The 21,561-nt window shown below is 42.6% G+C and carries 22 protein-coding genes; all 22 read right to left on the bottom strand.

Annotation, left to right across the window (positions count from 1 at the left end):
• Positions 1–349, bottom strand: a 349-nt coding sequence (locus tag ASU00_RS25960; protein ID WP_236712562.1) for a response regulator, incomplete at its 3' end; no start/stop codon positions are given.
• Between the two features lie 345 nt (positions 350–694).
• Entirely contained in the window at positions 695–1,987 is a 1,293-nt protein-coding gene (gene spoIVB, locus ASU00_RS02150; RefSeq protein ID WP_057911785.1) for a SpoIVB peptidase, read from the bottom strand.
• 161 nt (positions 1,988–2,148) lie between these two features.
• Positions 2,149–3,864 carry a DNA repair protein RecN gene (recN, locus tag ASU00_RS02145; RefSeq protein WP_057911784.1) on the bottom strand — a complete coding sequence of 572 codons (1,716 nt, stop codon included), beginning with the start codon at positions 3,862–3,864 and terminating at the stop codon, positions 2,149–2,151.
• Between the two features lie 22 nt (positions 3,865–3,886).
• The gene (ahrC, locus tag ASU00_RS02140; RefSeq protein WP_057911783.1) at positions 3,887–4,336 is read right to left on the bottom strand and encodes a transcriptional regulator AhrC/ArgR; all 450 of its coding nucleotides are present in this window, start codon (positions 4,334–4,336) and stop codon (positions 3,887–3,889) included.
• Between the two features lie 323 nt (positions 4,337–4,659).
• A complete protein-coding gene (locus ASU00_RS02135) occupies positions 4,660–5,487 on the bottom strand; it encodes a TlyA family RNA methyltransferase (RefSeq protein WP_057911782.1) in 828 nt (275 codons plus the stop codon).
• A gap of 4 nt (positions 5,488–5,491) precedes the next feature.
• Positions 5,492–7,384, bottom strand: a complete 1,893-nt coding sequence (gene dxs, locus ASU00_RS02130) for a 1-deoxy-D-xylulose-5-phosphate synthase (RefSeq protein ID WP_057911781.1) — start codon at positions 7,382–7,384, stop codon at positions 5,492–5,494.
• Between the two features lie 249 nt (positions 7,385–7,633).
• Positions 7,634–8,527, bottom strand: coding sequence for a polyprenyl synthetase family protein (locus tag ASU00_RS02125; protein WP_057911780.1), 894 nt, complete (start codon positions 8,525–8,527; stop codon positions 7,634–7,636).
• Position 8,528: 1 nt separating this feature from the next.
• Positions 8,529–8,765, bottom strand: coding sequence for an exodeoxyribonuclease VII small subunit (xseB, locus tag ASU00_RS02120; protein ID WP_057911779.1), 237 nt, complete (start codon positions 8,763–8,765; stop codon positions 8,529–8,531).
• The gene (gene xseA / locus ASU00_RS02115; RefSeq protein ID WP_057911778.1) at positions 8,762–10,114 is read right to left on the bottom strand and encodes an exodeoxyribonuclease VII large subunit; all 1,353 of its coding nucleotides are present in this window, start codon (positions 10,112–10,114) and stop codon (positions 8,762–8,764) included. Before xseA ends, xseB begins: the two co-directional genes overlap by 4 nt.
• Before the next feature lie 149 nt (positions 10,115–10,263).
• On the bottom strand, positions 10,264–11,139 hold the full coding sequence (folD, locus tag ASU00_RS02110) for a bifunctional methylenetetrahydrofolate dehydrogenase/methenyltetrahydrofolate cyclohydrolase FolD (RefSeq protein WP_057911777.1): 876 nt from the start codon (positions 11,137–11,139) through the stop codon (positions 10,264–10,266).
• Positions 11,140–11,208: 69 nt separating this feature from the next.
• A complete protein-coding gene (nusB, locus tag ASU00_RS02105) occupies positions 11,209–11,601 on the bottom strand; it encodes a transcription antitermination factor NusB (RefSeq protein ID WP_057911776.1) in 393 nt (130 codons plus the stop codon).
• 429 nt (positions 11,602–12,030) lie between these two features.
• A complete protein-coding gene (locus tag ASU00_RS02100; protein ID WP_222620245.1) occupies positions 12,031–12,435 on the bottom strand; it encodes an Asp23/Gls24 family envelope stress response protein in 405 nt (134 codons plus the stop codon).
• 37 nt (positions 12,436–12,472) lie between these two features.
• Positions 12,473–13,825: an acetyl-CoA carboxylase biotin carboxylase subunit gene (accC, locus tag ASU00_RS02095; protein ID WP_057911775.1), complete on the bottom strand. Its 1,353-nt coding sequence runs from the start codon at positions 13,823–13,825 to the stop codon at positions 12,473–12,475.
• A 14-nt stretch (positions 13,826–13,839) separates the two neighbouring features.
• Positions 13,840–14,331, bottom strand: coding sequence for an acetyl-CoA carboxylase biotin carboxyl carrier protein (gene accB / locus ASU00_RS02090; RefSeq protein ID WP_057911774.1), 492 nt, complete (start codon positions 14,329–14,331; stop codon positions 13,840–13,842).
• Positions 14,332–14,933: 602 nt separating this feature from the next.
• Positions 14,934–15,512 carry a SpoIIIAH-like family protein gene (locus ASU00_RS02085; RefSeq protein WP_057911773.1) on the bottom strand — a complete coding sequence of 193 codons (579 nt, stop codon included), beginning with the start codon at positions 15,510–15,512 and terminating at the stop codon, positions 14,934–14,936.
• A 14-nt stretch (positions 15,513–15,526) separates the two neighbouring features.
• Positions 15,527–16,195, bottom strand: coding sequence for a stage III sporulation protein AG (spoIIIAG, locus tag ASU00_RS02080; protein ID WP_057911772.1), 669 nt, complete (start codon positions 16,193–16,195; stop codon positions 15,527–15,529).
• A gap of 8 nt (positions 16,196–16,203) precedes the next feature.
• The gene (gene spoIIIAF / locus ASU00_RS02075; RefSeq protein WP_057911771.1) at positions 16,204–16,812 is read right to left on the bottom strand and encodes a stage III sporulation protein AF; all 609 of its coding nucleotides are present in this window, start codon (positions 16,810–16,812) and stop codon (positions 16,204–16,206) included.
• A 16-nt stretch (positions 16,813–16,828) separates the two neighbouring features.
• On the bottom strand, positions 16,829–18,037 hold the full coding sequence (gene spoIIIAE, locus ASU00_RS02070) for a stage III sporulation protein AE (protein ID WP_057911770.1): 1,209 nt from the start codon (positions 18,035–18,037) through the stop codon (positions 16,829–16,831).
• A gap of 33 nt (positions 18,038–18,070) precedes the next feature.
• Positions 18,071–18,466, bottom strand: coding sequence for a stage III sporulation protein AD (gene spoIIIAD / locus ASU00_RS02065; protein WP_100531630.1), 396 nt, complete (start codon positions 18,464–18,466; stop codon positions 18,071–18,073).
• A 7-nt stretch (positions 18,467–18,473) separates the two neighbouring features.
• Entirely contained in the window at positions 18,474–18,677 is a 204-nt protein-coding gene (spoIIIAC, locus tag ASU00_RS02060) for a stage III sporulation protein AC (protein ID WP_034308319.1), read from the bottom strand.
• A gap of 21 nt (positions 18,678–18,698) precedes the next feature.
• Complete coding sequence (gene spoIIIAB, locus ASU00_RS02055) at positions 18,699–19,214, bottom strand: stage III sporulation protein SpoIIIAB (protein WP_057911769.1); 516 nt, start codon at positions 19,212–19,214, stop codon at positions 18,699–18,701.
• Positions 19,207–20,139 carry a stage III sporulation protein AA gene (gene spoIIIAA, locus ASU00_RS02050; RefSeq protein ID WP_057911768.1) on the bottom strand — a complete coding sequence of 311 codons (933 nt, stop codon included), beginning with the start codon at positions 20,137–20,139 and terminating at the stop codon, positions 19,207–19,209. The genes spoIIIAB and spoIIIAA overlap by 8 nt, the downstream gene beginning before the upstream one ends.
• Positions 20,140–21,561 lie beyond the last annotated feature (1,422 nt).

Here is a 21,561-nt window from a genome sequence, read left to right as displayed (position 1 = left end):
TGGCCAGGTTTTCCATATCAAAAGGCTTCAGGATGAAGTAAGACGCGCCCAAATCAACTGCTTTTTTCGTGACATCTTCTTGACCAAAGGCAGTAAGCATAATTACGTTAGGCATAGCACCCCGTTTTACTTCACGAAGTTTTTCAAGGACACCCAACCCATCTAAATGAGGCATGATAATGTCGAGGATCAATATATCGGGATCAACGCTTTCAAGCATCCCCAAGCAATCTTGACCGTTATGTGCCACCCCAATTACTTCCATGTCTTCCTGTGCAGAAATGTATTCTTCCAGAAGGCCAACAAGTTCTCTATTATCATCTACAACGCATACCTTAATTTTTTTCACGCTTGATTTCCTCCTCAACTACAATTGGTCTTTTTTTCTATATGACTAAATTCTATTGTAATTGAACTTTTCGACAATGGAAACTAAATTCCTTTTATTTTTGAAAAAATATAAGGAATTCAATATTATTCTCCGGATATCTCTTGTTTTCGACTTCGTTTGCTATTCGAATAAAGCGATTGTCGAAAAATCTTTACATCGTTTTCATTTTATCATACCGTTTCAAAAAAACCTCTATATTTTGAATAAAACCTCCTGAAATTCCTCCCCTTTCCTTTTCTGCCAATGAATTTGCCGTTGCTAATCAAAAAAAAGAAAAGAGCATCCAAAAGGATGCCCGGTTCTTCAGCTTGCTCTTTCATAATTATCTTTGTCGTATATATTGATACCGGCTTCGTTTAACATCCATTCAATATGGACTCCATACCCACTAGTAGGATCATTAACAAATACATGGGTGACTGCACCGATTAATTTCCCATTTTGTATGATAGGACTGCCGCTCATACCTTGAACGATCCCACCTGTTTTTTGAAGTAATTCTTTATCCGTCACTTTTAAGACCATTCCTTTGATTGCAGGAAACTTTTGCGGAATGGAACTGACGATTTCCACATCGAATTCCTCTACTTTGGAACCATCCACCACAGTCAGGATTTTTGCTGGCCCTTCCTTTACCTCATGGGAAAGGGTGATGGGAAGTGCTTTGTCATTAATCCCGTTATTATAATCTTGATTCAATTTTCCAAAAATCCCAAAGGGACTATTGCGATTGATATTTCCTATTTTTTCTTTGTTGGACGAAAAGCGTGCCAATTTCTCTCCTGGATCTCCGTTGCTTCCCTTTTCAATGGATGTGACCGTCGACTGAACAATCTGCCCATCCTTTACAACAATCGGTTTTTTCGTGTCCATATCAGAAATAACATGTCCCAATGCTCCATATTTTTTCGAATCCGGGTGATAAAAGGTCATCGTTCCAATGCCAGCTGCCGAATCACGGATATATAAACCCAATTTGTATGTGCCTTCGTTCTTATCTTTTAAAGGTAAAAGGGTACTATGAAGCACTTCGTTATCACGGTTGATGACAAGCTTCAGCGCTTCTCCCTTTTCACCTGCCTGCTGAACAAAAGGGGTAACATCCCCCATCTTCTTTATCGTCTGACCATTGATTTCTGTAATGATATCACCAATTTCAATTTTCGCTTTCTCTCCTGGTGATTTTTTCCCTTGCACAGTATCAATAAGATGATGACCTACAACGAGCACGCCAAGAGTATTAAGTTTCACCCCGATTGATTGGCCTCCGGGCATGACTCTAAAGTCCTTCAACACCCTAATGTCGACCTTTTTGGCAGGCAATCCTGCCACATCAAGCAATACTTCATTCGTACCTGGTTTCTCGGCACCAAGCGTAATGGAAGCTTGTTCATCATGAAGAGAAATCCCGTCACTGGAGTTTAAAGTTTTTGCAGAAACAGGCAATGATTTGGAAATACTATATTGACTTCCTTCAAATAGTACAAGATGATTTGGAATTAAAAAATATTCACGAGATGGCTGGTATAACCCTAATGTTAATAGCGAAACAAGGAGAATTCCACCGATGATTCTTTTTATCCATATAAATTTCAATCCATTCACTCTCCTCGCTCTCTGAAACTTTATGGCTACACCTATAATTTAGCCCTCATGACAGTCATTTATAACAGGCGCAAAAAATAAAAGCTATCCGTTTTTGGATAGCTTTACAATGAATGCCGATGATAAGTTTAAATAACCTTCGTACAGGCCGATCAAGATGTGATTTTCAGCCTTTTGGCCAGCTGAATTAATTCATTGGCGTGCTGCTTCGTCAAATCGGTAATTTCGACTCCTGAAATCATCCTGCCAATTTCTTTTATTTTTTCCGTTTCAATCAAAGGCTTAACGGAGGTATTCGTGCGTCCAGCCCTGACATTTTTGGCAATGAAAAGGTGAGTATCCGCCATGGCCGCCACCTGTGGCAAATGAGATATGCACAAGACTTGAGAACCCATAGCCACTTTATAAATCTTCTCGGCAATGGATTGGGCAACCCGACCGCTTACACCAGTATCCACCTCATCGAATATAATCGAGGTGATGCCCTGATGCTTGGAAAAAATGCTTTTCAGCGCCAGCATAATCCGCGAAAGCTCACCGCCCGAAGCAATTTTGGAGAGAGGTTTCAATGGCTCGCCTGGATTGGTGGAAATGTAAAATTCCATAAAATCCAGCCCTGACTGATTAATGCCCTTATCTGACAATTCATCGAACGTATAAGCAGTTTGATGGAAATGAGGTTCGAAAATTGTTTTTTCCATGTATAGATCTTTTAATTCCTGATGGATTTTCTTTGTAAGCTGTCGGGCGAAGGTTTGCCGCAATTCAGACAAATTCTTTGCTTCAACGATCAAATCGGCTTTAATCGATTTCATTTCCTTTTCAAGCTTCGCTATATGCGTTTCCCTATTTAGCAGTTTTTCGACTTCTTCCTCAATGCCTGCACCATATTCAAGGATTTCCTCGATGGTCCTCCCGTATTTACGTTTCAATTGGTTTATTTCATTAAGGCGACTTTCAATGAATTCAACACGTTCCGTATCGTAATCCAAGGAATCCAACTGATCTCGGATGTTCGACACAGCTTCCTCAAGCAGGAAGTAACTATTGGAGACGATCTCTGAGCTGTCTTTTAACTCCTCATCGAGCCCTGCCGCCTCTTCCATGTTATTCATGGCAACCGAGAGCCAATCTATTGCATGCTGCTCACCATTTAAAGCATTATAGCTCGTTTGCAGCGCTTCATGGATCTTCTCAAAATTATTGATTCTTTTCCGCTCTTCCGTCAATTGTTCATCTTCCTGAAGTTTCAGATCGGCCTTCTGGATTTCATCGAATTGAAATTGGATCAAATCAAGGCGGTGGACCATTTGCTGTTCATTCTGACTTAAATCATTCAATTGTTTCGAAGCGGATTCATAACGTTTATATAGCTTTTGGTATTCGGTAAGCGCGGATGCTATTTTTTCACCGCCAAACTGATCCAACAGTGGCAGATGAAGTCGCTCATCCATTAATTCCTGATGTTCATGCTGACCATGAATATCAATCAACGTCCGACCTATTTCGCGCAAAATGGCAATCGTTACCAGTTTTCCATTTACCCGGCATACACTTTTTCCACTGAGCGAAATATCTCTTCGGAGAATGGCCATCCCATCATTCATGTCCAAGCCAAATTCTTCAGCCTTGGCAAAGACCGGATGTTTCTGATCATCGATTTGAAATAAACCTTCTATTTCTGCTTTTGACTCGCCATGCCGAATAAACTCTGCCGAACCACGCCCGCCAACCAAAAGATGGACGGCATCTATAATAATTGATTTACCTGCCCCTGTTTCACCGGTCAAGACAGTCAAGCCTTTCTCAAATGAAACGGACAGACTGTCTATGATCGCAAAATTCCTAATCGATAGTTCTGTTAACAAACGAGGTCACCTCACAACATTATTAGAGCATGTCCAAGAATTTATCGCAAATGATCTTTGCATCTTCCTCAGAACGGCAAATAATCAAACACGTATCATCGCCGCCAATCGTCCCGAGTATTTCATGCCAATTCAAATTATCAATCAATGCACAGATCGCCTGTGCATTACCAGGAAGCATTTTCATGACGAGTAAATTGTTCGCCGCATCAATGCGTACAAAAGCATCTACGAGGATTCTCTTTAATTTTTGAAGCGGATTGAAGCGTTGATCGGCAGGCAGGCTATATTTATACCTTCCGTCCGTTAACGGAACCTTTACAAGATGGAGCTCTTTGATATCGCGCGAAACGGTGGCCTGAGTCACGTTATATCCAGCTAATTTCAGCTCTTCAACTAATTCATCTTGGGTTTCGATATCATTATTGGTGATAATGTCCCTAATTTTTATATGTCGTTGTCCTTTATTCATAAGCAGAAGCACCTCTTCTCAACTGTTGTTCATGCAATGGTCATGACCATCACTTTCATATCAAAAGATAAAGCTTTCGATTTTATACGGCTTAGCAGTCATCCGTACGTCAAAAAGACCGCTCTCATAAGTCGTCGTCGATATTAATGTTAGCGGATTTTTATGCAATTGTACAACTTTTTATCGAAATTGCTTGTTTTGCGTTTTCAATGTTTGATGCTTTTTGTCCAGAATGTGTTTCCATCTATCCCTATTCTCCCGTTTAAAGGTAAAAAGCTCCTTTTAGCCAACCAATCAGCCAAAGGAGCCATCCAACGTTCGAGCTATTCTTTTTTAAACTGAGCATGTGCTTCCAAAACGATGTCATCAACCGTTTTTGAGAGCCTGATGTCTCCATCCTCTTTGGATCCTTGCCAATATAAATGCAGCAGAAATTCAATATTTCCATCGCCACCAGTAATGGGTGAGAAGGAGCCATCCAAAATATCATACCCTTCCGCTTTTGCAAAAGAAATGATCTTGTCCAGCACCTGCTTATGAATTTTAGGATCACGAACGATCCCTTTTTTGCCCACTTGGTCCTTTCCAGCTTCGAATTGCGGTTTAACCAGTGCAACGACGTCGCTATTCGGAACAAGCAGGGTCTTAAGCACAGGTAGAATTAACGTGAGCGAGATGAACGAAACATCAATGCTGGCAAAGTTCGGCATCTCTCCGTCCAAATCTGCTGGTGTAACGTAGCGGAAATTGGTCCGCTCCATCACTTTTACGCGCTCATCCTGCCTAAGCTTCCAAGCAAGTTGATTATAGCCGACATCAAGTGCATAAGACATTGTCGCACCATTTTGCAACGCGCAATCGGTGAATCCCCCCGTTGATGATCCGATATCAAGGAGGATCTTCCCGTCGATTTGCAAGTCGAATTCCTTTAAGGCTTTCTCTAGCTTCAGCCCACCTCTAGAAACATAAGGCATGACTTTTCCTTTAATCGTAAATTCAAGCTCGACAGACACCTTTTCCCCCGGTTTTTCGTACCTTTCTTCGTTCGCGTAGACAAGACCGGCCATAACCATCCGCTTCGCTTTCTCACGTGTATCCGCCAAGCCCTGTTCTACAAGTAATACATCCACTCTTTCTTTCATAACTTTCATATTGTCAGGCCCTTTTTTCTTTTTTAGGTGTTATCATTTTAATCTTTTTAATGGCTGTCTCGGTCGTTAAGCCGATTTCTTCCAGCAGTTCATCGACACTGCCATGCTCAACGAAATAATCTGGTATACCCATTCGATCAATGATCGCTCCATAAAAGCCCTGATCATGAGCATATTCCAGTACAGAGCTCCCAAAGCCACCCTGTAGCACGGCTTCTTCTATAGTCAAAATCGGCATTTTTTCACCAAGAAGGCTGCTTAGCATCTTCTCATCCAGTGGCTTAATGAACCTGGCATTGATCACCTTAACGGAATAATCCTCTTTTTCCAGCAATTCTGCAGCTTCAAGAGCCATCGGAATCGTTGTACCGAACGTTAAGATCGCAGCATCCGTTCCTTCTTTAAGAACTTCCCATGATCCGATCGGTATTTGCTTTAATTCATTATCCATCTCAACGCCCCAGCCATTTCCACGCGGGAAGCGCATAGCGATCGGGCCATCATTATAGCTTATGGCCGTATTGACCATATGCTGACCTTCGTTTTCATCTTTTGGCATCATCAATACCATATTCGGAACATGGCGTAAGAAAGCGATATCGAAAACGCCTTGATGCGTTTCCCCATCGGAGCCAACCAACCCGGCACGATCGATGCCGATGAATACATTCAAATTCTGACGGCAAATATCATGTACCACTTGGTCATAGGCCCTTTGGAGAAATGTAGAATAAATGGCCAAAAATGGTTTCATCTTTTGCGTGGCCAGCCCAGCTGCAAAAGTGGCGGCATGCTGCTCGGCAATCCCCACATCATAGAAACGCTCCGGGAATTCTTGAGCAAACCCTACCAGTTTTGAACCGACCGGCATTGCAGGCGTAATGGCGACAATCCGCTCGTCCTCACGGGCAAGTCTGCTGACAGTATCGCTTACAAGGGCGCTCCAAGCAGGACCTTTACTAGGGGATTTGACGAAATCACCTGTTTCGATCTTATACGGGCCTGTCCCATGCCAGTTTCCTGTAGTGTCCAATTCTGCCGGGGAATAGCCCTTGCCTTTTTTGGTGATGACATGCAGCAGGACCGGTCCCTTCGTTTTCTTCGCATATCTTAAGTTCTCCAGCAGTTCTTCATAATTATGGCCATCGACCGGGCCAAGGTATGTGAAGCCGAGTTCTTCGAAAAAGATTCCTGAAACCAATAAGTACTTCATGCTATCTTTTAAGCGTTCAGCAGTAGCAGCAAGCTTTCCTCCCACGGCAGGAATTTTTTTCAAGAGCAATTCCAATTCATCTTTTGCCCAGTTATATTTACCTGCTGTCCGCAATCTTCCCAATACGGTGTGTAATGCGCCAACGTTAGGGGCGATCGACATTTCATTATCATTCAGTATGACGATCATGTCCTTTTTTTCGTCACCGATATGATTCAATGCTTCAAGTGCCATTCCGCCTGTAAGGGCTCCGTCACCGATTACAGGTAAAATGAAACTTTTTTCACCTTTGATATCACGGGCAGCGGCCATGCCCATCGCAGCTGAAAGGGAAGTGGAACTGTGGCCAGTTTCCCACACATCATGAGGACTTTCAATCATTTTTGGAAAGCCGCACAGCCCTTTATACTTCTTTAAGGTGTCAAACTCGCCAGCCCTGCCCGTGAGGATTTTATGGACATATGATTGATGCCCGACATCCCACAGAATTTTATCATTCGGACTGTCAAATTCCTTATGCAAGGCAATCGTCAATTCGACTACACCCAAATTAGGACCGATATGACCGCCGGTGACCGATAATTTTTCCACAAGGAATTTACGTATCTCCACACTTAACTCGGCTAGTTCTTCATTATTCAGCTTCTTTAAAAAAGAAGGGTCTTTTATAGATAGAAGATCCAAACAGGACCACTCACTTTCTGTCATTTTCGGTTGAAGGCAAAACAAAGCCTGATGAAGATGGCTATATGGAAGACTTGACCGAAAAATTGGTTTTAAGTTAAAAATAGCCGCCAACACCCAGGTGATTTCGGCGGCTTCATTTACCTATTTTATCACGTATCAAAATTAGAAAAAGCAGTATTGATATTCACATATTTTTGCACAATGAGTATACCATAAAACTTCAATTGATAACAAATTTAGCCACAATCAATGGTCACGGGTGGCTATTAAATCCGTCAATTCATTTAACAATCCGGTTTGCAGGGCCGTTTTTCCTAATGAGGCATGAGCAAGGTCAATATGGTGTTTGAGCTTTTCCTTCGCCCCTTGCAGCGTAAGCAATGAAGGATATGTGCTTTTATGATTCCCCGCATCACTGCCAACCGGCTTGCCGATCAACTCGACAGACCCTTCAATATCCAGAATATCATCCCGAATCTGAAAAGCAAGCCCCAGATGATAGCCGAAGTCACGCAAATGCAGAAGCTGTTCTTCATTCGCGCCTGATAATATGGCCCCCGAAAGGATGCTTGCCGTCAATAGCTTGCCTGTTTTATGTTCATGGATATATTCCAGTTCCTGAAGGGTCAACTGCTTATCCTCCCCTTCCATATCGGCAACTTGACCGCCGACCATCCCCTCGGCTCCAGCAGACTTGGCAATGAGGCTAACTAGGGCCAGCTTCATTTCAGCCGTCACCTCGGGATCGATCATGTCAGATATCATTTGAAAGCTATATGTAAGCAGGGCATCCCCGGCCAGAACAGCTACCGCCTCACCGAATACTTTATGGTTCGTCGGTTTTCCGCGGCGGAGATCATCATCATCCATTGCCGGAAGATCATCATGAATTAAAGAATATGTATGGATCATTTCAAGCGCAGCCGCAGCCGGAATTCCCTTCCGTAAGTTTTTCCCGAATGCTTCCAACACCGCAAAAACCAATAAAGGGCGAATTCTTTTTCCACCCGCTGCAAGTGAATAAGCCATCGCCTCCTTCACCACAGCCGGGGCTTCAAGCCTTTTCACGTATTCAATGATTTCCATTTCGATTATTGCCTTATATTCTTTAGAAAACAGGTCGAAGGATGTTGTACTCATGTTATTCTTCCTCCTGTACTACAACGAAGTTTTCAAGTTCCCCGTCTTCGCGTAGAATTTGCGTCAGCTGATCTTCCACTGCCTTAAGCTTCGAATGACAAAGTCTGGATAAGTCCATTCCTTGTTTATAAATGGAGATGGCTTCTTCCAGGGGCACATCGCCTTCTTCCAACTGTTCCACAATTTTCTCGAGATTCTCCATTGCCTCTTCGAATGTAGCTTCTTGTTTTTTTGTCATGGTTCAATTCGCTCCTTTATCTCTTTAATTTCACACTCAAGAGTGCCATCCTTTATGGAAACAGCTATTTTTTCCCCAACGGATACCTGCTGCGTGCTTTTCACGAGCGTTTCATCCCCAGTGAACACCAATCCATATCCCCGTTCCATGATTTTTAAAGGGCTGAGTGCAGACAACGTGGCCGTCATATGAACGAACTGTTGTGATTTTTGGCGATAGATCGCTTCCATCGCCCTCCGCAAAACCTTTTCATGCTGTCGCAACTCCTCTTTACCGTCTTTCACCGCTTGTTCAGGATGCTGCTTTTTAAGAATATCGTTCAGCTTGTTCAGCTCATCTCTCTTTTTCAAGAAATAACGTGCACTTGTCTTCAAAAGCATGTCCTTCGTCCTGTCGAGCTGTTCAAGCTTCTGTTCATACATCTTATGCGGGTAACGGAAAGCATAGGCCCTCTCCATTCTCGTCAATTTGGTGCGTTCAAAATTGACCGCCTCACGAATCGAGCGGGTCAAGCGGTTTTTGCGGTTCATCAGACGTTCAAGTATTTCATTCAAATGAGGAACCGCTAGCTCTGCTGCCCCGGTCGGTGTTGGGGCCCGCATATCAGCGACAAAATCGGCAATCGTAAAATCGGTTTCGTGTCCGACGGCAGAAATGATCGGTATATCGGAATCATAGATCGATTCAGCCACTATTTCTTCATTAAAAGCCCATAGCTCCTCAATCGACCCACCGCCCCTTCCGATTATGAGCACATCGCTTTCCGCCCTTGCATTAGCCATCGAAATCGCTTTAGCAATCGATTTAGCGGCATTATTCCCTTGAACAAGCGCCGGGTACACGATGATCCCTGCAATAGGATATCGCCGCTTAATGGTTATTAGGATATCTCTTAATGCAGCTCCAGTCGGAGAAGTGATCACTCCTACTGTTTTAGGGTAATGTGGGATCGGTTTCTTATGGTCGGCCAGGAACAAACCGGCTTCCTCCAGCTTTTTCTTCAGCTGTTCATAAGCAAGATACAAATCGCCCACACCGTCCGGGGCCATGCTTTTCACATAAAGCTGATACTGTCCGCTCGCTTCATATAATGAAATATCACCCTTTACAAGGACCTTCATTCCATTTTCGGGCAGAAATTTCATCCCTTTGTTATTGGCGGCAAACATAACGGACAAGAGGCGGGCCTTCTCATCCTTTAGCGTAAAATACATATGACCGCTTGAATGTTGTTTAAAATTCGAGATTTCGCCTTTTATGTATACATTTTGCAAATGCGGGTCAGCATCAAACTTCCTTTTAATGTACTTCGTTAAAGCCGACACGCTCAAATATTGTTGATTACTCATATCATGTCTCCTTCCGACGAAAATCGGATATAAAGAAAGCTCACCTATAGGTTACACATAAACCTTAATTAAATCTATAAATGGAAAAAAGCGGTCTCCCGTTATTATAAAACAAGAGGTCCGCTTCTTTAAATGATTTAACGCTTTTTTCAGCTTTTTAGTGCTGATTTTCTCTGTTCAAGTGCTTTTTGAGCAGATTTGACCGTATTCTTCATAAGCATCGTAATCGTCATGGGACCAACGCCTTTTGGAACAGGTGTGATGTATGAAGCTTTATGTTTCACTTCATCAAACGATACATCGCCGCAAAGTTTCCCTTCATCATTCCTGTTCATGCCGACGTCTATGACGACCGCACCTTCCTTAATATGGTCACTTGTAATCGTGTCCCTCTTTCCGACTGCCGCCACAACGACATCAGCTTGCTTCGTATAATAAGCAAGGTCTTTTGTCTTTGAATGACAGTATGTAACGGTTGCGTTCGCATTTAAAAACAATTGTCCGGCTGGTTTGCCGACGATATTACTTCTTCCGACTATGACAACATGCTTACCTTCGAGGTCATAGTTAATATGCTCGAGCATCACCATGACCCCGTAAGGCGTACAAGGTAAAAAAGCATCCTGCCCCGTCATCATCCTGCCGATATTGATCGGATGGAACCCATCCACATCCTTCTCGGGGGAAATCGCTTCAATGATCGCTTTTTCAGAAATATGTCCAGGCAATGGCAGCTGCACCAATATACCGTGAATGCTGTCATCCGCGTTCAATTCATCGATGCTGCGCATTAATTCCTCCTGAGATAGCTCTGCAGGCTTTTTGATCAATACAGAATGCATGCCCAAGTCTTTACAAGCTTTTTCCTTATTGCGAACATATGTTTGTGATGCTTGGTTGTCACCTACAAGAATGACAGCCAATCCCGGGACCATGTTTTTTTCGCGTAGTTGCTGTACTTCCTTACTGATTTCCTGTCTAACAGCCTCTGCAATTTCTTTACCATTAATGATTTGAGCTGACATGTGTAAATTCCTCCCAAGTTGTTTTTGCTAAAGAAATTGCCGAGAGATTCATGGCTCAGGACTGCAGCCTTAGCTGTCGCTTTTCACCTTCACTTTGGATAAAACGGCATTTACAAAGCTGCTCGATTGATCATCACCGAATTTCTTAGCAATTTCAATAGCTTCATTCATTGCAACACTTACAGGAACATCTTCACTGTGAACCATTTCATAAATCGCGATCCGCAGTAAATTCCGATCAATGTTCGCCAATCTTTCCAACGTCCAATTCTCTAAATTGTCCCTGATCATTCCATCAAGCTGTTCTCGATTTTCCGTAATCCCCATCACTAATTGCTTGAAATATGCATCAGTAGGAGCGCCATTCAATACGCTTTCCATTGCTTCGTCTGCATTGGACTTGGCAATATCTATCTGATATAGTGCTTGAAGGGATTTTTCACGGGCTACTCTTCTTTTCATAATCTTACTCCTTTAACATCTACTATTATATATGAAAATGCCAGAACAAACGAACATTTAATAACATTTTTTCAAAAATATTAAGATATACGGCATGTTTCTTCGTAATTAACCTAAATTTCACAAAACCAAAGGGCAAAAGACATAATCAACTTGATTAATCTCTCAGGCCATGATCCCGTCCTTTTTGAAAGTGTCAAAAAAAGCGCTTGCCTTGCTTTCATGCTCATATTTCACCTTTTACACTCTAACAGAAATCACCCTTGAATTAAAGGGAAACTTCCAGTCACCGCCTTATTATGTTCATTTACCATAATATTATCAGGCCGGCTCGCTTTCCGAAAGCGAAGCAATCCTCAAGCTAAAATTCAAAAAACAAAAACCCGGCTTTTTGCCGGGTTTCTGCAGGTGTGAATCGAATGATGCCACTTACACTTCTTGCTCATAATCCGCTTCTTGTTTCGCGTTTTCGAACGCTATACCAACAACATGGATATTCACTTCTCCAGCATCGATGGCCGTCATGTTCAACAAAGCTTCACGAATGTTGTCTTGCACTTCCTGAGCGACTTTCGGAATTGAAACACCGAATTTCATGACGCAATAAAGTTCGACTTTGATCGACTCTCCAGTCAAATCCACTTTAACGCCCTTACCGTGGTTCTTTTTACCAAGCTTTTCAACTACACCAGTAGCGAAATTCCCACGCATATGTGCAACACCTTCAACTTCCGATGCAGCAATGCCCGCTATTACCTCTATCACCTCAGGTGCAATCTCCACTTTTCCCAGTCCGCTATTATAATCATTCATTTCGAGTAATTGGCCTTCCATTTCACTCATTCAAAAGCACCTCCTGTCTTCCTTTACATTATGAGTTCATTACATCATATATTTCAAGGAATTTGGTATTAAATTCTCCGGATACGAATTGTTCATGCTGAAGTAACTTAATATGGAAAGGAATGGTTGTACTGATTCCTTCAATGACAAACTCACCTAAAGCGCGCTTCATTTTCTCGATCGCTTCATCCCTCGTCGGGGCGTGGACAATCAATTTGGCAATCATCGAATCATAATATGGCGGTATCGAGTATCCAGGATATGCTGCAGAGTCCACCCGAACCCCGTACCCACCTGGAGGTAAATACATAAGTATTTTCCCAGCGGAAGGCATGAAATTCTTTTCCGGGTTTTCCGCATTGATGCGGCATTCGATGGACCAACCGTTAAAAGTAACATCCTCTTGTGAAAGCGATAGTTTGTCACCAGAAGCGACTTTGATCTGTTCTTTAATCAGATCCACTCCCGTCACCATTTCCGTAACTGGGTGTTCCACCTGGATACGTGTATTCATTTCCATAAAGTAGTATTTTCTATTCACATGGTCATAAATAAATTCGACTGTACCCGCTCCTGAGTAATTAACGGCAAGAGCAGCCGTAACTGCAGCCTGCCCCATCTCTGCGCGTGTTTCACCATCCAGTGCAGGAGATGGAGTTTCTTCAACCAGCTTTTGCAAGCGGCGTTGAATCGAACAATCCCGCTCACCTAAATGGATGGCATTGCCATGATTATCAGCCATGACTTGAATTTCAACATGCCTGAAGTCTTCAATGAATTTTTCAATATACACACCAGGATTACCAAATGCTGTCGCGGCTTCCTGTTGCGTGATGTTAATGCCTTTAACGAGTTCTTCTTCGTTCTTGGCAACCCGGATGCCTTTACCGCCGCCGCCGGCAGTGGCTTTAATGATGACTGGATACCCCATTTCCTGAGCAAGGGCTACACCTTCATCCGTATCCTTAATGATGCCTTTGGAACCGGGAACGATCGGTACACCAGCTTTGCGCATCGTTTCCCTAGCTACGTCCTTTGTTCCCATTTTACTGATGGCTTCAGGGCTTGGACCAATGAATATGATATTGCATTCACGGCAAAGCTCAGCAAAGCTGGCGTTTTCAGCAAGGAAGCCATATCCAGGGTGAATTGCATCCGATCCCGTTTTCTTGGCTGTACTGATGATATTCGTAGTATTTAAATAACTGTCTTTTGATAGTTTGGGACCGATGCAATATGCTTCATCGGCAATTTGGACATGTAACGCTTCTTTATCGGCTTCTGAATAGACCGCTACCGTCTCAATTCCCAGTTCCTTGCATGCCCGGATGATTCGGACAGCAATTTCCCCGCGATTGGCAATCAATACCTTTTTAATCATTTAAAAACAGCTCCTCATTCCGGCTTTACTAAAAATAATGGTTGACCATATTCGACAAGTTGTCCTTCTTTTACAAGGACTTCAACGATTTCACCGCTAACTTCGGCTTCGATTTCATTGAAAAGTTTCATCGCCTCGACGATGCAGACAATCGAATCTTTTGTCACCTTACTACCTGCTTTTACGTAGGCCGGAGAATCCGGTGCAGGCGATTGGTAAAATGTCCCTACCATCGGAGACGTGATTTTATGTAAATTTTCCCGTTCAGTGACGGCAGCAGCAGGTTTTCCCGGTTCGATAGCCTGTGGCACCGCAGGAGCAGCGGCAGGCTTGACCTCAACAGCTGCATTGTTTTGAACAACATTCGGAGAAGCTGCTTGTTGGATGGCTGTACCCGTTTCAGTTTTTTTCAATTTTATTTTCGTTCCTTCATTTTCATAAACGAATTCACTGATATTGGATTGATCGACTAGCTTGATAATTTCACGAATTTCTTGCACTTTCATTTTGTGCACCCCTTGTCTAATTTAATATGAGTTGTGAGGCAATAATATTTTATGTAACATGCTATACCCTTTTACCCTTAGCTCATCCCTATCTTGTCCAATTCTGCTAGATGAAAGCCGCTAATCCACCCGAAAGCGAAAACACGAGTGAACACTTCCTGTATTACAACAGGGATTTCACTTTCTCAAAATATTGTTTCGTTTAGAGAATCGAAAAGTTTATGACCAGCTTCTAACATCATACAATATTAGCTTATACAAATTCAATGATAGATTAGTTGCAACTTGATATCCATACTTCCATTCTACACCTTTATTACAATATTGTGAATTCTATATCCTTTGGCCCCTACGCGTTACCGCTTATTTTTTCTCCGATTACCTTTAGGAAATAGCAGCAACTGTTTGTTAAATTGTTTTTCTAGAAAAGTATTATCTTGATGTCTTGTTGATTTTCCAATCTTAATTCCCATAAAAAAGCTTTTCCTCTAAAATATACACCGCATTCGCACATAAAAAATAAAACAAAAAAAAGATCCCTTTTTTTTTATAAAGGGAAATCTTCAAACTGGGGCTGTTGTGTATCAGCACTTTTTTCTGGCTTATTTTTCAGGTTGGAAATCGACCACTACATTTTGTGCATCGTTCACTTCTTTTCGTACTAGGCGGATAATGTTATTGGCCTCTGTTTTTGTTTGCTTATCAGCCTTGACGCTCACCTTGACATCCGTTCCGTCCACCCGAACGAGTGCAGCATTATAATCCATGGCCACGATTAAGTTTTCTATGATGTTCTCTTTAACTTTCGTTTCACTTAATTGTTCGATTTTGGCATACGCTTCGTCTCTTTCTTCAGCGGACAAATCTGTGTTACCCATTTTCACAGTCAATTCTTCATGTAGCTTCGCGCGTTCATCCTCAATTTGCATCCTTAACGATTCGAACTCATCACCTGATGCTATCGTAACTGAGGAACCCTCTGCATTTTTGGATGTTTCTTTGTTCCCTTTATTTTCAACTTTTGTGTCAGCTTTGTTATCCTTATTTTCTGCCTTTTCCGCTTGCTCCGTTGCCGTCATGTCGGCAGCGTTTTCTTCAGGAGCTGTTAAATAATAGACTGAAAGGACGACGACCAGACTTAGCATAGTCAATAACCAAACCGTTTGCTTTTTTAATAACATGTGAATTTTCCCCCTTATTTTTTAGGCATGACAGAAACTCTATGACTCGGTACATCAAGTGATCGCGTGACAGCTTCAATGATCCACTTTTTGATTTGGATGTTTTCGGCCCCTTTAGCGACTACCAGGACTCCCCTTACACTAGGTTTTTTTGTTTCGGAAATGATCGGTCCCTCTTTTTCGCCACTTTTGACCAAAACGAGCTGTTCATCCACCGATGTATCCTCGACCGTCCTTTTGCCGCCTTCCTGATCGGTTTCTTCGGTGACTTGCTTCTGGGTGACCTTATTTCTTTCATATACTTTTTTCTCGGAAGCATCGACGTAGATTATGACTTTTACATCCTGGACACCAGCAATCGATTCCAGTGCTTCCTTCATTTCATTTTGAAGGTATATTTCATAATCCTTCGTCGACTTGAATTCGGATTGATTCTTCTGGCCGAATGTTTCAACATCGTCCTTATCAGCTTGCTTATTATTGAATACCGTCTTCACGTCGGATGTTTGTCCCGTCTGGTTGGTGGTTAACAAATTCCCGGCCATCATAATTCCTGCTCCCAAAAGGACAACGATTAAAGCATAGACATACAGGGAAGGTTTTTTTTCCTTTGGCTCTTTTTGGTCAGGATCTTTATTCAATAGTTTTTGCAGCCAGGATAATGGACCTTTGTCTTTGTTCACTACTTAAGTCACTTCCTTTCCCCGGCGATTTCAATGATCTCTTTATCGACAGACCAACTTGTTGCCAGAAAACCTTTGACCGCATCCAGATTGGCATCGTTTGAAGGTGATGGACTCTCTGCGTTAATCTCGATTTTTGCCACTGCCTCTATCGAAGTGTCTTCTTTCGTTTCTGCCTTTTCCAAAGATATAGTAATATTTTGCAAGTTTTCCACGCTTGGGTTTTCCTCATTCTTGACCCCTACATTAATCTCGCTAATCTTCATGTTATAATCCTTCATCAGCTCCTCTTCCACACCTGCCTGTAAGTCAACAGCCATTTGTTTTAAAATATATGCACCCTGGGTAGCTTGTATTTCTTTTTTCTTCATTTCTGTCAAATTTCCCAAATCTTTTTTTTTCTGATCTTCAAATTCGCTTGTGGCGGCAGATAAAATTTCGTCGAAATCCTTATTGAATAATCCCAATATAGGAGTGATGATTATTGCAATCAGTAAAAGTCCGATGACCATTTTGGCATATTTCTGTAAAGCTGAAGTGGGAAGAAGCATATCGATTACAGTGGCGAGCAATACGAATACGATAATATTGGACACCCAGCCAGCTAAAAAACTCACCCTACCCTCCTCCTTTCTAACGAACCATCAGTGTAATGTTTCCAGAGGCTATGATTACCGTGATACTTAAAAAGAACATGAGTGAAACGATGGCCAAGGCCGCAAAAATATAAATCATACTTTTACTGATGATGTCCAGGCATTTTATTACCGGACCGCCGCCAAGAGGCTGTAAAAGGCTTGCTGCCAACTTATAGACAAAAGAAATCATTAAGATTTTAATGGCAGGGAATGTAGTTATGAGCAAGAGAATGATGACACCTGACAGGCCGACCGTATTTTTCAGAAGGACGGAGGCACTAATGACCGTATCCGTTGCATCGGTGAACATGCGTCCAATTACTGGTATGAAATTACCTGTCACGAATTTGGCCGTTCTGATCGTCACTCCGTCCGCTACAGCGGAGGATGCCCCTTGAACGGAGATGACGCCAAGGAATATGGTCATGAACGCTCCAAGGATGCCGATGGCAAAGTTACGGAGAAGCTGGGCCAGCTGTGTTACTTTATAATGTTCTGTCAATGTTGAGACGATGCTTAAAATCGCTGCAAAGAACAATAATGGGAGGACGACGTATTGGATCAGGATGCCGCTCGTATTCATCAAAAACATTAAGACCGGATGAAAGAAAGCTGCTGATACAAGCCCGCCTGACGCGGCTATCAAAGCCAAAAGCAGGGGGATGAGCGCCATCAGAAAGGAAATCATCAAATCTATCGTGTCTTTTGTATATTCAATCGCGACATGAAAGCTGTTGAGCGCGAGAATGATCAGCACCATATAAACGATTGCATAGGCAACCTTACTTACGGAGCTTTGCTCGAATGCATTCTGCAAGTTCTGCAAAAACATGCTGAAAACGGTTAACAAGATGAGTGAACCCAGCAGTTTACCATTGACGAGCAGTTCATGAAAAATGAATTTTGTAATGCCCTTTAGCCATTGGTTAAAGGAGAATTTCTTTTCTCCACTTACAAAATCCATGAAACTCCCTTTTTGGCTTTCCGGCAGGAAGCCCCCATATTCCGTGATAATGTTATCCCAATATTGTTTAAGCTCATCGACTCCCAGTCTTTCGATCTGGGCTTGTACCAGTTCTGACTGCATGATCGGCTCTTGAACGCTTTCACCATTTTCTGGATTTTCGGCAGCTTGTCCAATAGATGTATGCAAAAAAAAGAGTAAAATGAATAGAATTGATAAATAAGGCATCCGCTGCTTCATACATTCACCTCATTGACTAGTAGGAATAATCCATTAACTCGGGAGCATCTGAATAATCGTTTCGATAATGACCGTCAAGATCGGGATTGCCATCGCCAGAATCAAGATTTTTCCGCTTAATTCTATTTTGGAAGCGAGCGAGCCTTGTCCGGCATCTTTCGTGATTTGGGAAGCGAATTCAGCAATATAGGCAATTCCGATTATTTTTAAGATGGTCTCTAGATATACCGTATTTACATTGGCATTCACTGCAATTTTTTCTAACATCAATATGATTTCGTAAATTTTATCAGCTAAAAAAAGGAAAATGGAGCACCCTACAAAAACGATGAGCAGGAATGCCAAATTTGGTTTTTGCTCCTTGACGATCAAGGCCAGAAAGGTGGCAACTAGGGCAATGGCTACGATTTTTATGATTTCAATCGCCAATCCCCCCTTACTGAAATAGGAATACAGATTTAATTTTTTGGAATAGGTCCTCCACTACAGATGCGACCATGAATAAAATATAGATGAATCCGAAAAGTGTCACCCACTGGGCATACTCCTTCTTCCCAACCTGGTCGAGTATCGTGTGTAGAAAGGCTACAACAAGCCCCACACCCGCAATTTTAAATATGATGTCGACATCAATGCCCATTTTCATTCCCCCCCACATAAACTACATCAGCAAGATGATCAATAACAAACCTGTTAAAAAACCAAGACTTTTCATCATTTTTTCATACTTCCCCTGTCGGTCGAGGGCATCGTTCTCTTCCCGTTCCAAGTGTGCCATCGTCAGCATGATTTGCTTTTGCTGATGGTGCCTATCGCTTTTTCCAAGCGTCTCCCCAAACTGTGAAAGGATTTCGAACTCCCCCTGCTTCAAGGCCAGGGATTGCCATATTTTCTTCAGGCTCTCGTCCCAAGCTTCCTTGACGGTCGTCTCACCTGACTGGAGACGATTGGCGAATGTATCGAAAAAGATGGATAAGGGTTTTGCCAGCTGCTTGGAAAGCTTCCTTGCTGCTTCTTGCAAAGGTGTATGACCATACATGATTTCGGCTTCAAGTGATTGCAGGGCGACTTTCAGCTGTCTCAGCTGCCGCGGCCTCATGCTCAATTTTTTGGCAGCCTCGAACCCTGCCCATGTCGTGGCTATGATGATGATCGCTGCACCCACCAACTTAAACATGCGGGTTCACACGTTCACCCGAGAATAGAGGAAGCCCATCTGCATCGAGGACTTTGTAGCTTCTCATCCCGGTTTTTGTTCTTTGTAATTCAATATAGCGTTCAAAGATGTTTTGTTTTACTATTTGTGCGATAAAGGGACGCTTCTTTATTTCATCCAGTGTATGGCCATGTGTTGTGATCATGAGTTTAATGCCTGCATTCACCGCTTCGAGCACTGCTTGTGTATCTTCTGCGCGGCCTATTTCATCCACAACCAATACATCCGGGGACATCGAACGGATCATCATCATCATTCCTTCCGCTTTGGGACATCCATCGAGGACATCCAGTCTTGTTCCAAATTCAAGCTGCGGCACGCCATGAACACAGCCCGCTATTTCCGAGCGCTCGTCCACAATTCCCACCTTTTGCGGAGCAATCCCCCTCTTTTCATTTCCACTGGATATCATTCTTGCAATATCCCGTAACACGGTCGTTTTTCCTGTTTGCGGAGCACCGATCAATAATGTATGCTGCCATTCCCCATTATATAAATATGAAGTAAGCGGCTCTGCCACACCCACTTTTTCACGGGCAACCCTGATATTGAATGAGGAAATATCCCTGATAGCCTTGACCGCTCCATTTTCCAGGATCACCTTGCCAGCAAGACCAACTCGATGGCCTCCAGCTATGGTTATATATCCTCGCTTTAATTCTTCCTCAAGCGTATACAACGAAAATTGACCTATTTGGTTCAATAATTGATCTGCGTCCGTTTTGGTCACTGCATATGAAAAGAAGAAGGGTTCCCCACCTATAATGACCTCAAGCGGCCTTCCAATCCGTATTCGCAGCTCTTCCATTTTTTCGATCATCATCGGTGTCATACCCTGGAGCTGCTCGTATATTGTTTTCGGTAAGAAAGAAAGAATCGTTTCCATTTTGACAATCCTCCTGTATACACCACTTTCAATAAAATATATGCCGGTCCTTCATTAATGATGCCAAGCTATTAAAGAAACTGGGCATTTATTGAATGTTTACGGGACTAGTAAAAAAAAGCAAAAAAAGAGGCCAAGACATTAATCTCGGCCACAATTGTAGACAAACGCGATAGTAGTTGAGCTTTTCCTTCTATTTTGCGTAAAAGCAAAAATTGCATTCTGTTGCACGCCAGTTTTGAGTTTAATTTAGACCGTTACTTTCCACTACAAGCGGTCCGTGCGCCTCCTCGGCTTTCAGCCTGCGGAGGCGCACGAAGACGCGCATTTCCCGTAGGAGTGTTTTGCACCATCCGTTACAATCAACTCTGTGTGAATACTAATTTAGACCGCTGAACACCCACATTTTTGGAGAATCTGTACTTAGACCGTTTCATTACACTGCAGGCGCTCCCTTTCCGCGGGCGGTCCGTGAGCCTCCTCGGCTTTGAGCCTGCGGGGTCTCACGTAGACGCGCATTTCCCGCAGGAGTCTCGCACCCTCCGTTTCATTCCACTTTGGGTGAAGGTGAAAAAGAAGATAGAGTTTCCATTTACCTACATCTACAGATTTGGGAATTGTAATCCTGTTGTCCACATACATGTAGCTGGAGAGGGACGGTACAAAAAGCATGTGAAAAGCAAGGTTTTTAAGAGGAATCGCCTCAAATTCGAAGCAAAACCGAAACTCGCGAGTAAAGCTCCGAAATGGTGAAAGAAAGCAGTAATTATACGGAGAAGCCGGGCCGAATTCGGGAGTAAGGCAAGAACTTGACGAGAAATGGCCCCATTTGTGTGTTTAAAGGGCAATTTTTATGAGAATCCACCTCAAATTCGTTGCAAAAGCCCAAACTCGCGAGTAACTGTACCTTAGACCGTTTCATTCCACTTTGCGGGGGAATGAAGGTAGAAATTCAGACCACAGTTTTGGACAATCTTGATGTGATCGTTGCATTCCCTCAGGAGTCTCAATTCCCACTCCAATCAACTTGGTTTTACAACCTTTTTTCCTGAATTCTTTAAAAATAGAGTGATTAAAGCTTGAAGAAATTAGTATGCTTTCTACACATGATTTTAATCACCGAGTCAACCTGATATGATTACTTTAAATCAACTGGTGGCCAGTGAATTATTTGGTTTTTAAGTGGCTAATATGTAGTTTGAATTATTTCATGCGGGCGAATATCCCAACGGTTACGTCACCTGGAGATACATGACAGTCAAATCTTAGAGCCATTTGTTGAACAAGTGATAAAGAAATTGGAATATCCAGAAGTGGAATCCGATCATCAAAATATAAAACCGAGCTATGCGAAACGAAGAAATGATATGAGATGCAAAAGAAAAGCGTGCTATGCGTTGGACTATTTTAAGGGGCTTAAAG

This window comes from Peribacillus muralis, assembly GCF_001439925.1.
Lineage (GTDB): Bacteria > Bacillota > Bacilli > Bacillales > DSM-1321 > Peribacillus > Peribacillus muralis.
The sequence above is the reverse complement of the archived record's forward strand: the minus strand, read 5'-3'. Positions and strand labels throughout refer to the sequence as shown.

Bases quoted from the DNA above. Each gene is read 5' to 3' on its own strand.
- spoIIIAE (WP_057911770.1), bottom strand. From the start codon at position 18,037: ATGAAGCAGCGGATGCCTTATTTATCAATTCTATTCATTTTACTCTTT.
- xseA (WP_057911778.1), bottom strand. From the start codon at position 10,114: ATGAGTAATCAACAATATTTGAGCGTGTCGGCTTTAACGAAGTACATT.
- ASU00_RS02100 (WP_222620245.1), bottom strand. From the start codon at position 12,435: ATGGAAGGCCAATTACTCGAAATGAATGATTATAATAGCGGACTGGGA.
- folD (WP_057911777.1), bottom strand. From the start codon at position 11,139: ATGTCAGCTCAAATCATTAATGGTAAAGAAATTGCAGAGGCTGTTAGA.
- ahrC (WP_057911783.1), bottom strand. From the start codon at position 4,336: ATGAATAAAGGACAACGACATATAAAAATTAGGGACATTATCACCAAT.
- accB (WP_057911774.1), bottom strand. From the start codon at position 14,331: ATGAAAGTGCAAGAAATTCGTGAAATTATCAAGCTAGTCGATCAATCC.
- spoIIIAC (WP_034308319.1), bottom strand. From the start codon at position 18,677: ATGGGCATTGATGTCGACATCATATTTAAAATTGCGGGTGTGGGGCTT.
- accC (WP_057911775.1), bottom strand. From the start codon at position 13,825: ATGATTAAAAAGGTATTGATTGCCAATCGCGGGGAAATTGCTGTCCGA.
- ASU00_RS02125 (WP_057911780.1), bottom strand. From the start codon at position 8,527: ATGAGTACAACATCCTTCGACCTGTTTTCTAAAGAATATAAGGCAATA.
- spoIIIAB (WP_057911769.1), bottom strand. From the start codon at position 19,214: ATGTTTAAGTTGGTGGGTGCAGCGATCATCATCATAGCCACGACATGG.
- ASU00_RS02085 (WP_057911773.1), bottom strand. From the start codon at position 15,512: ATGTTATTAAAAAAGCAAACGGTTTGGTTATTGACTATGCTAAGTCTG.
- spoIIIAA (WP_057911768.1), bottom strand. From the start codon at position 20,139: ATGGAAACGATTCTTTCTTTCTTACCGAAAACAATATACGAGCAGCTC.
- nusB (WP_057911776.1), bottom strand. From the start codon at position 11,601: ATGAAAAGAAGAGTAGCCCGTGAAAAATCCCTTCAAGCACTATATCAG.
- xseB (WP_057911779.1), bottom strand. From the start codon at position 8,765: ATGACAAAAAAACAAGAAGCTACATTCGAAGAGGCAATGGAGAATCTC.
- ASU00_RS02135 (WP_057911782.1), bottom strand. From the start codon at position 5,487: ATGAAAGTTATGAAAGAAAGAGTGGATGTATTACTTGTAGAACAGGGC.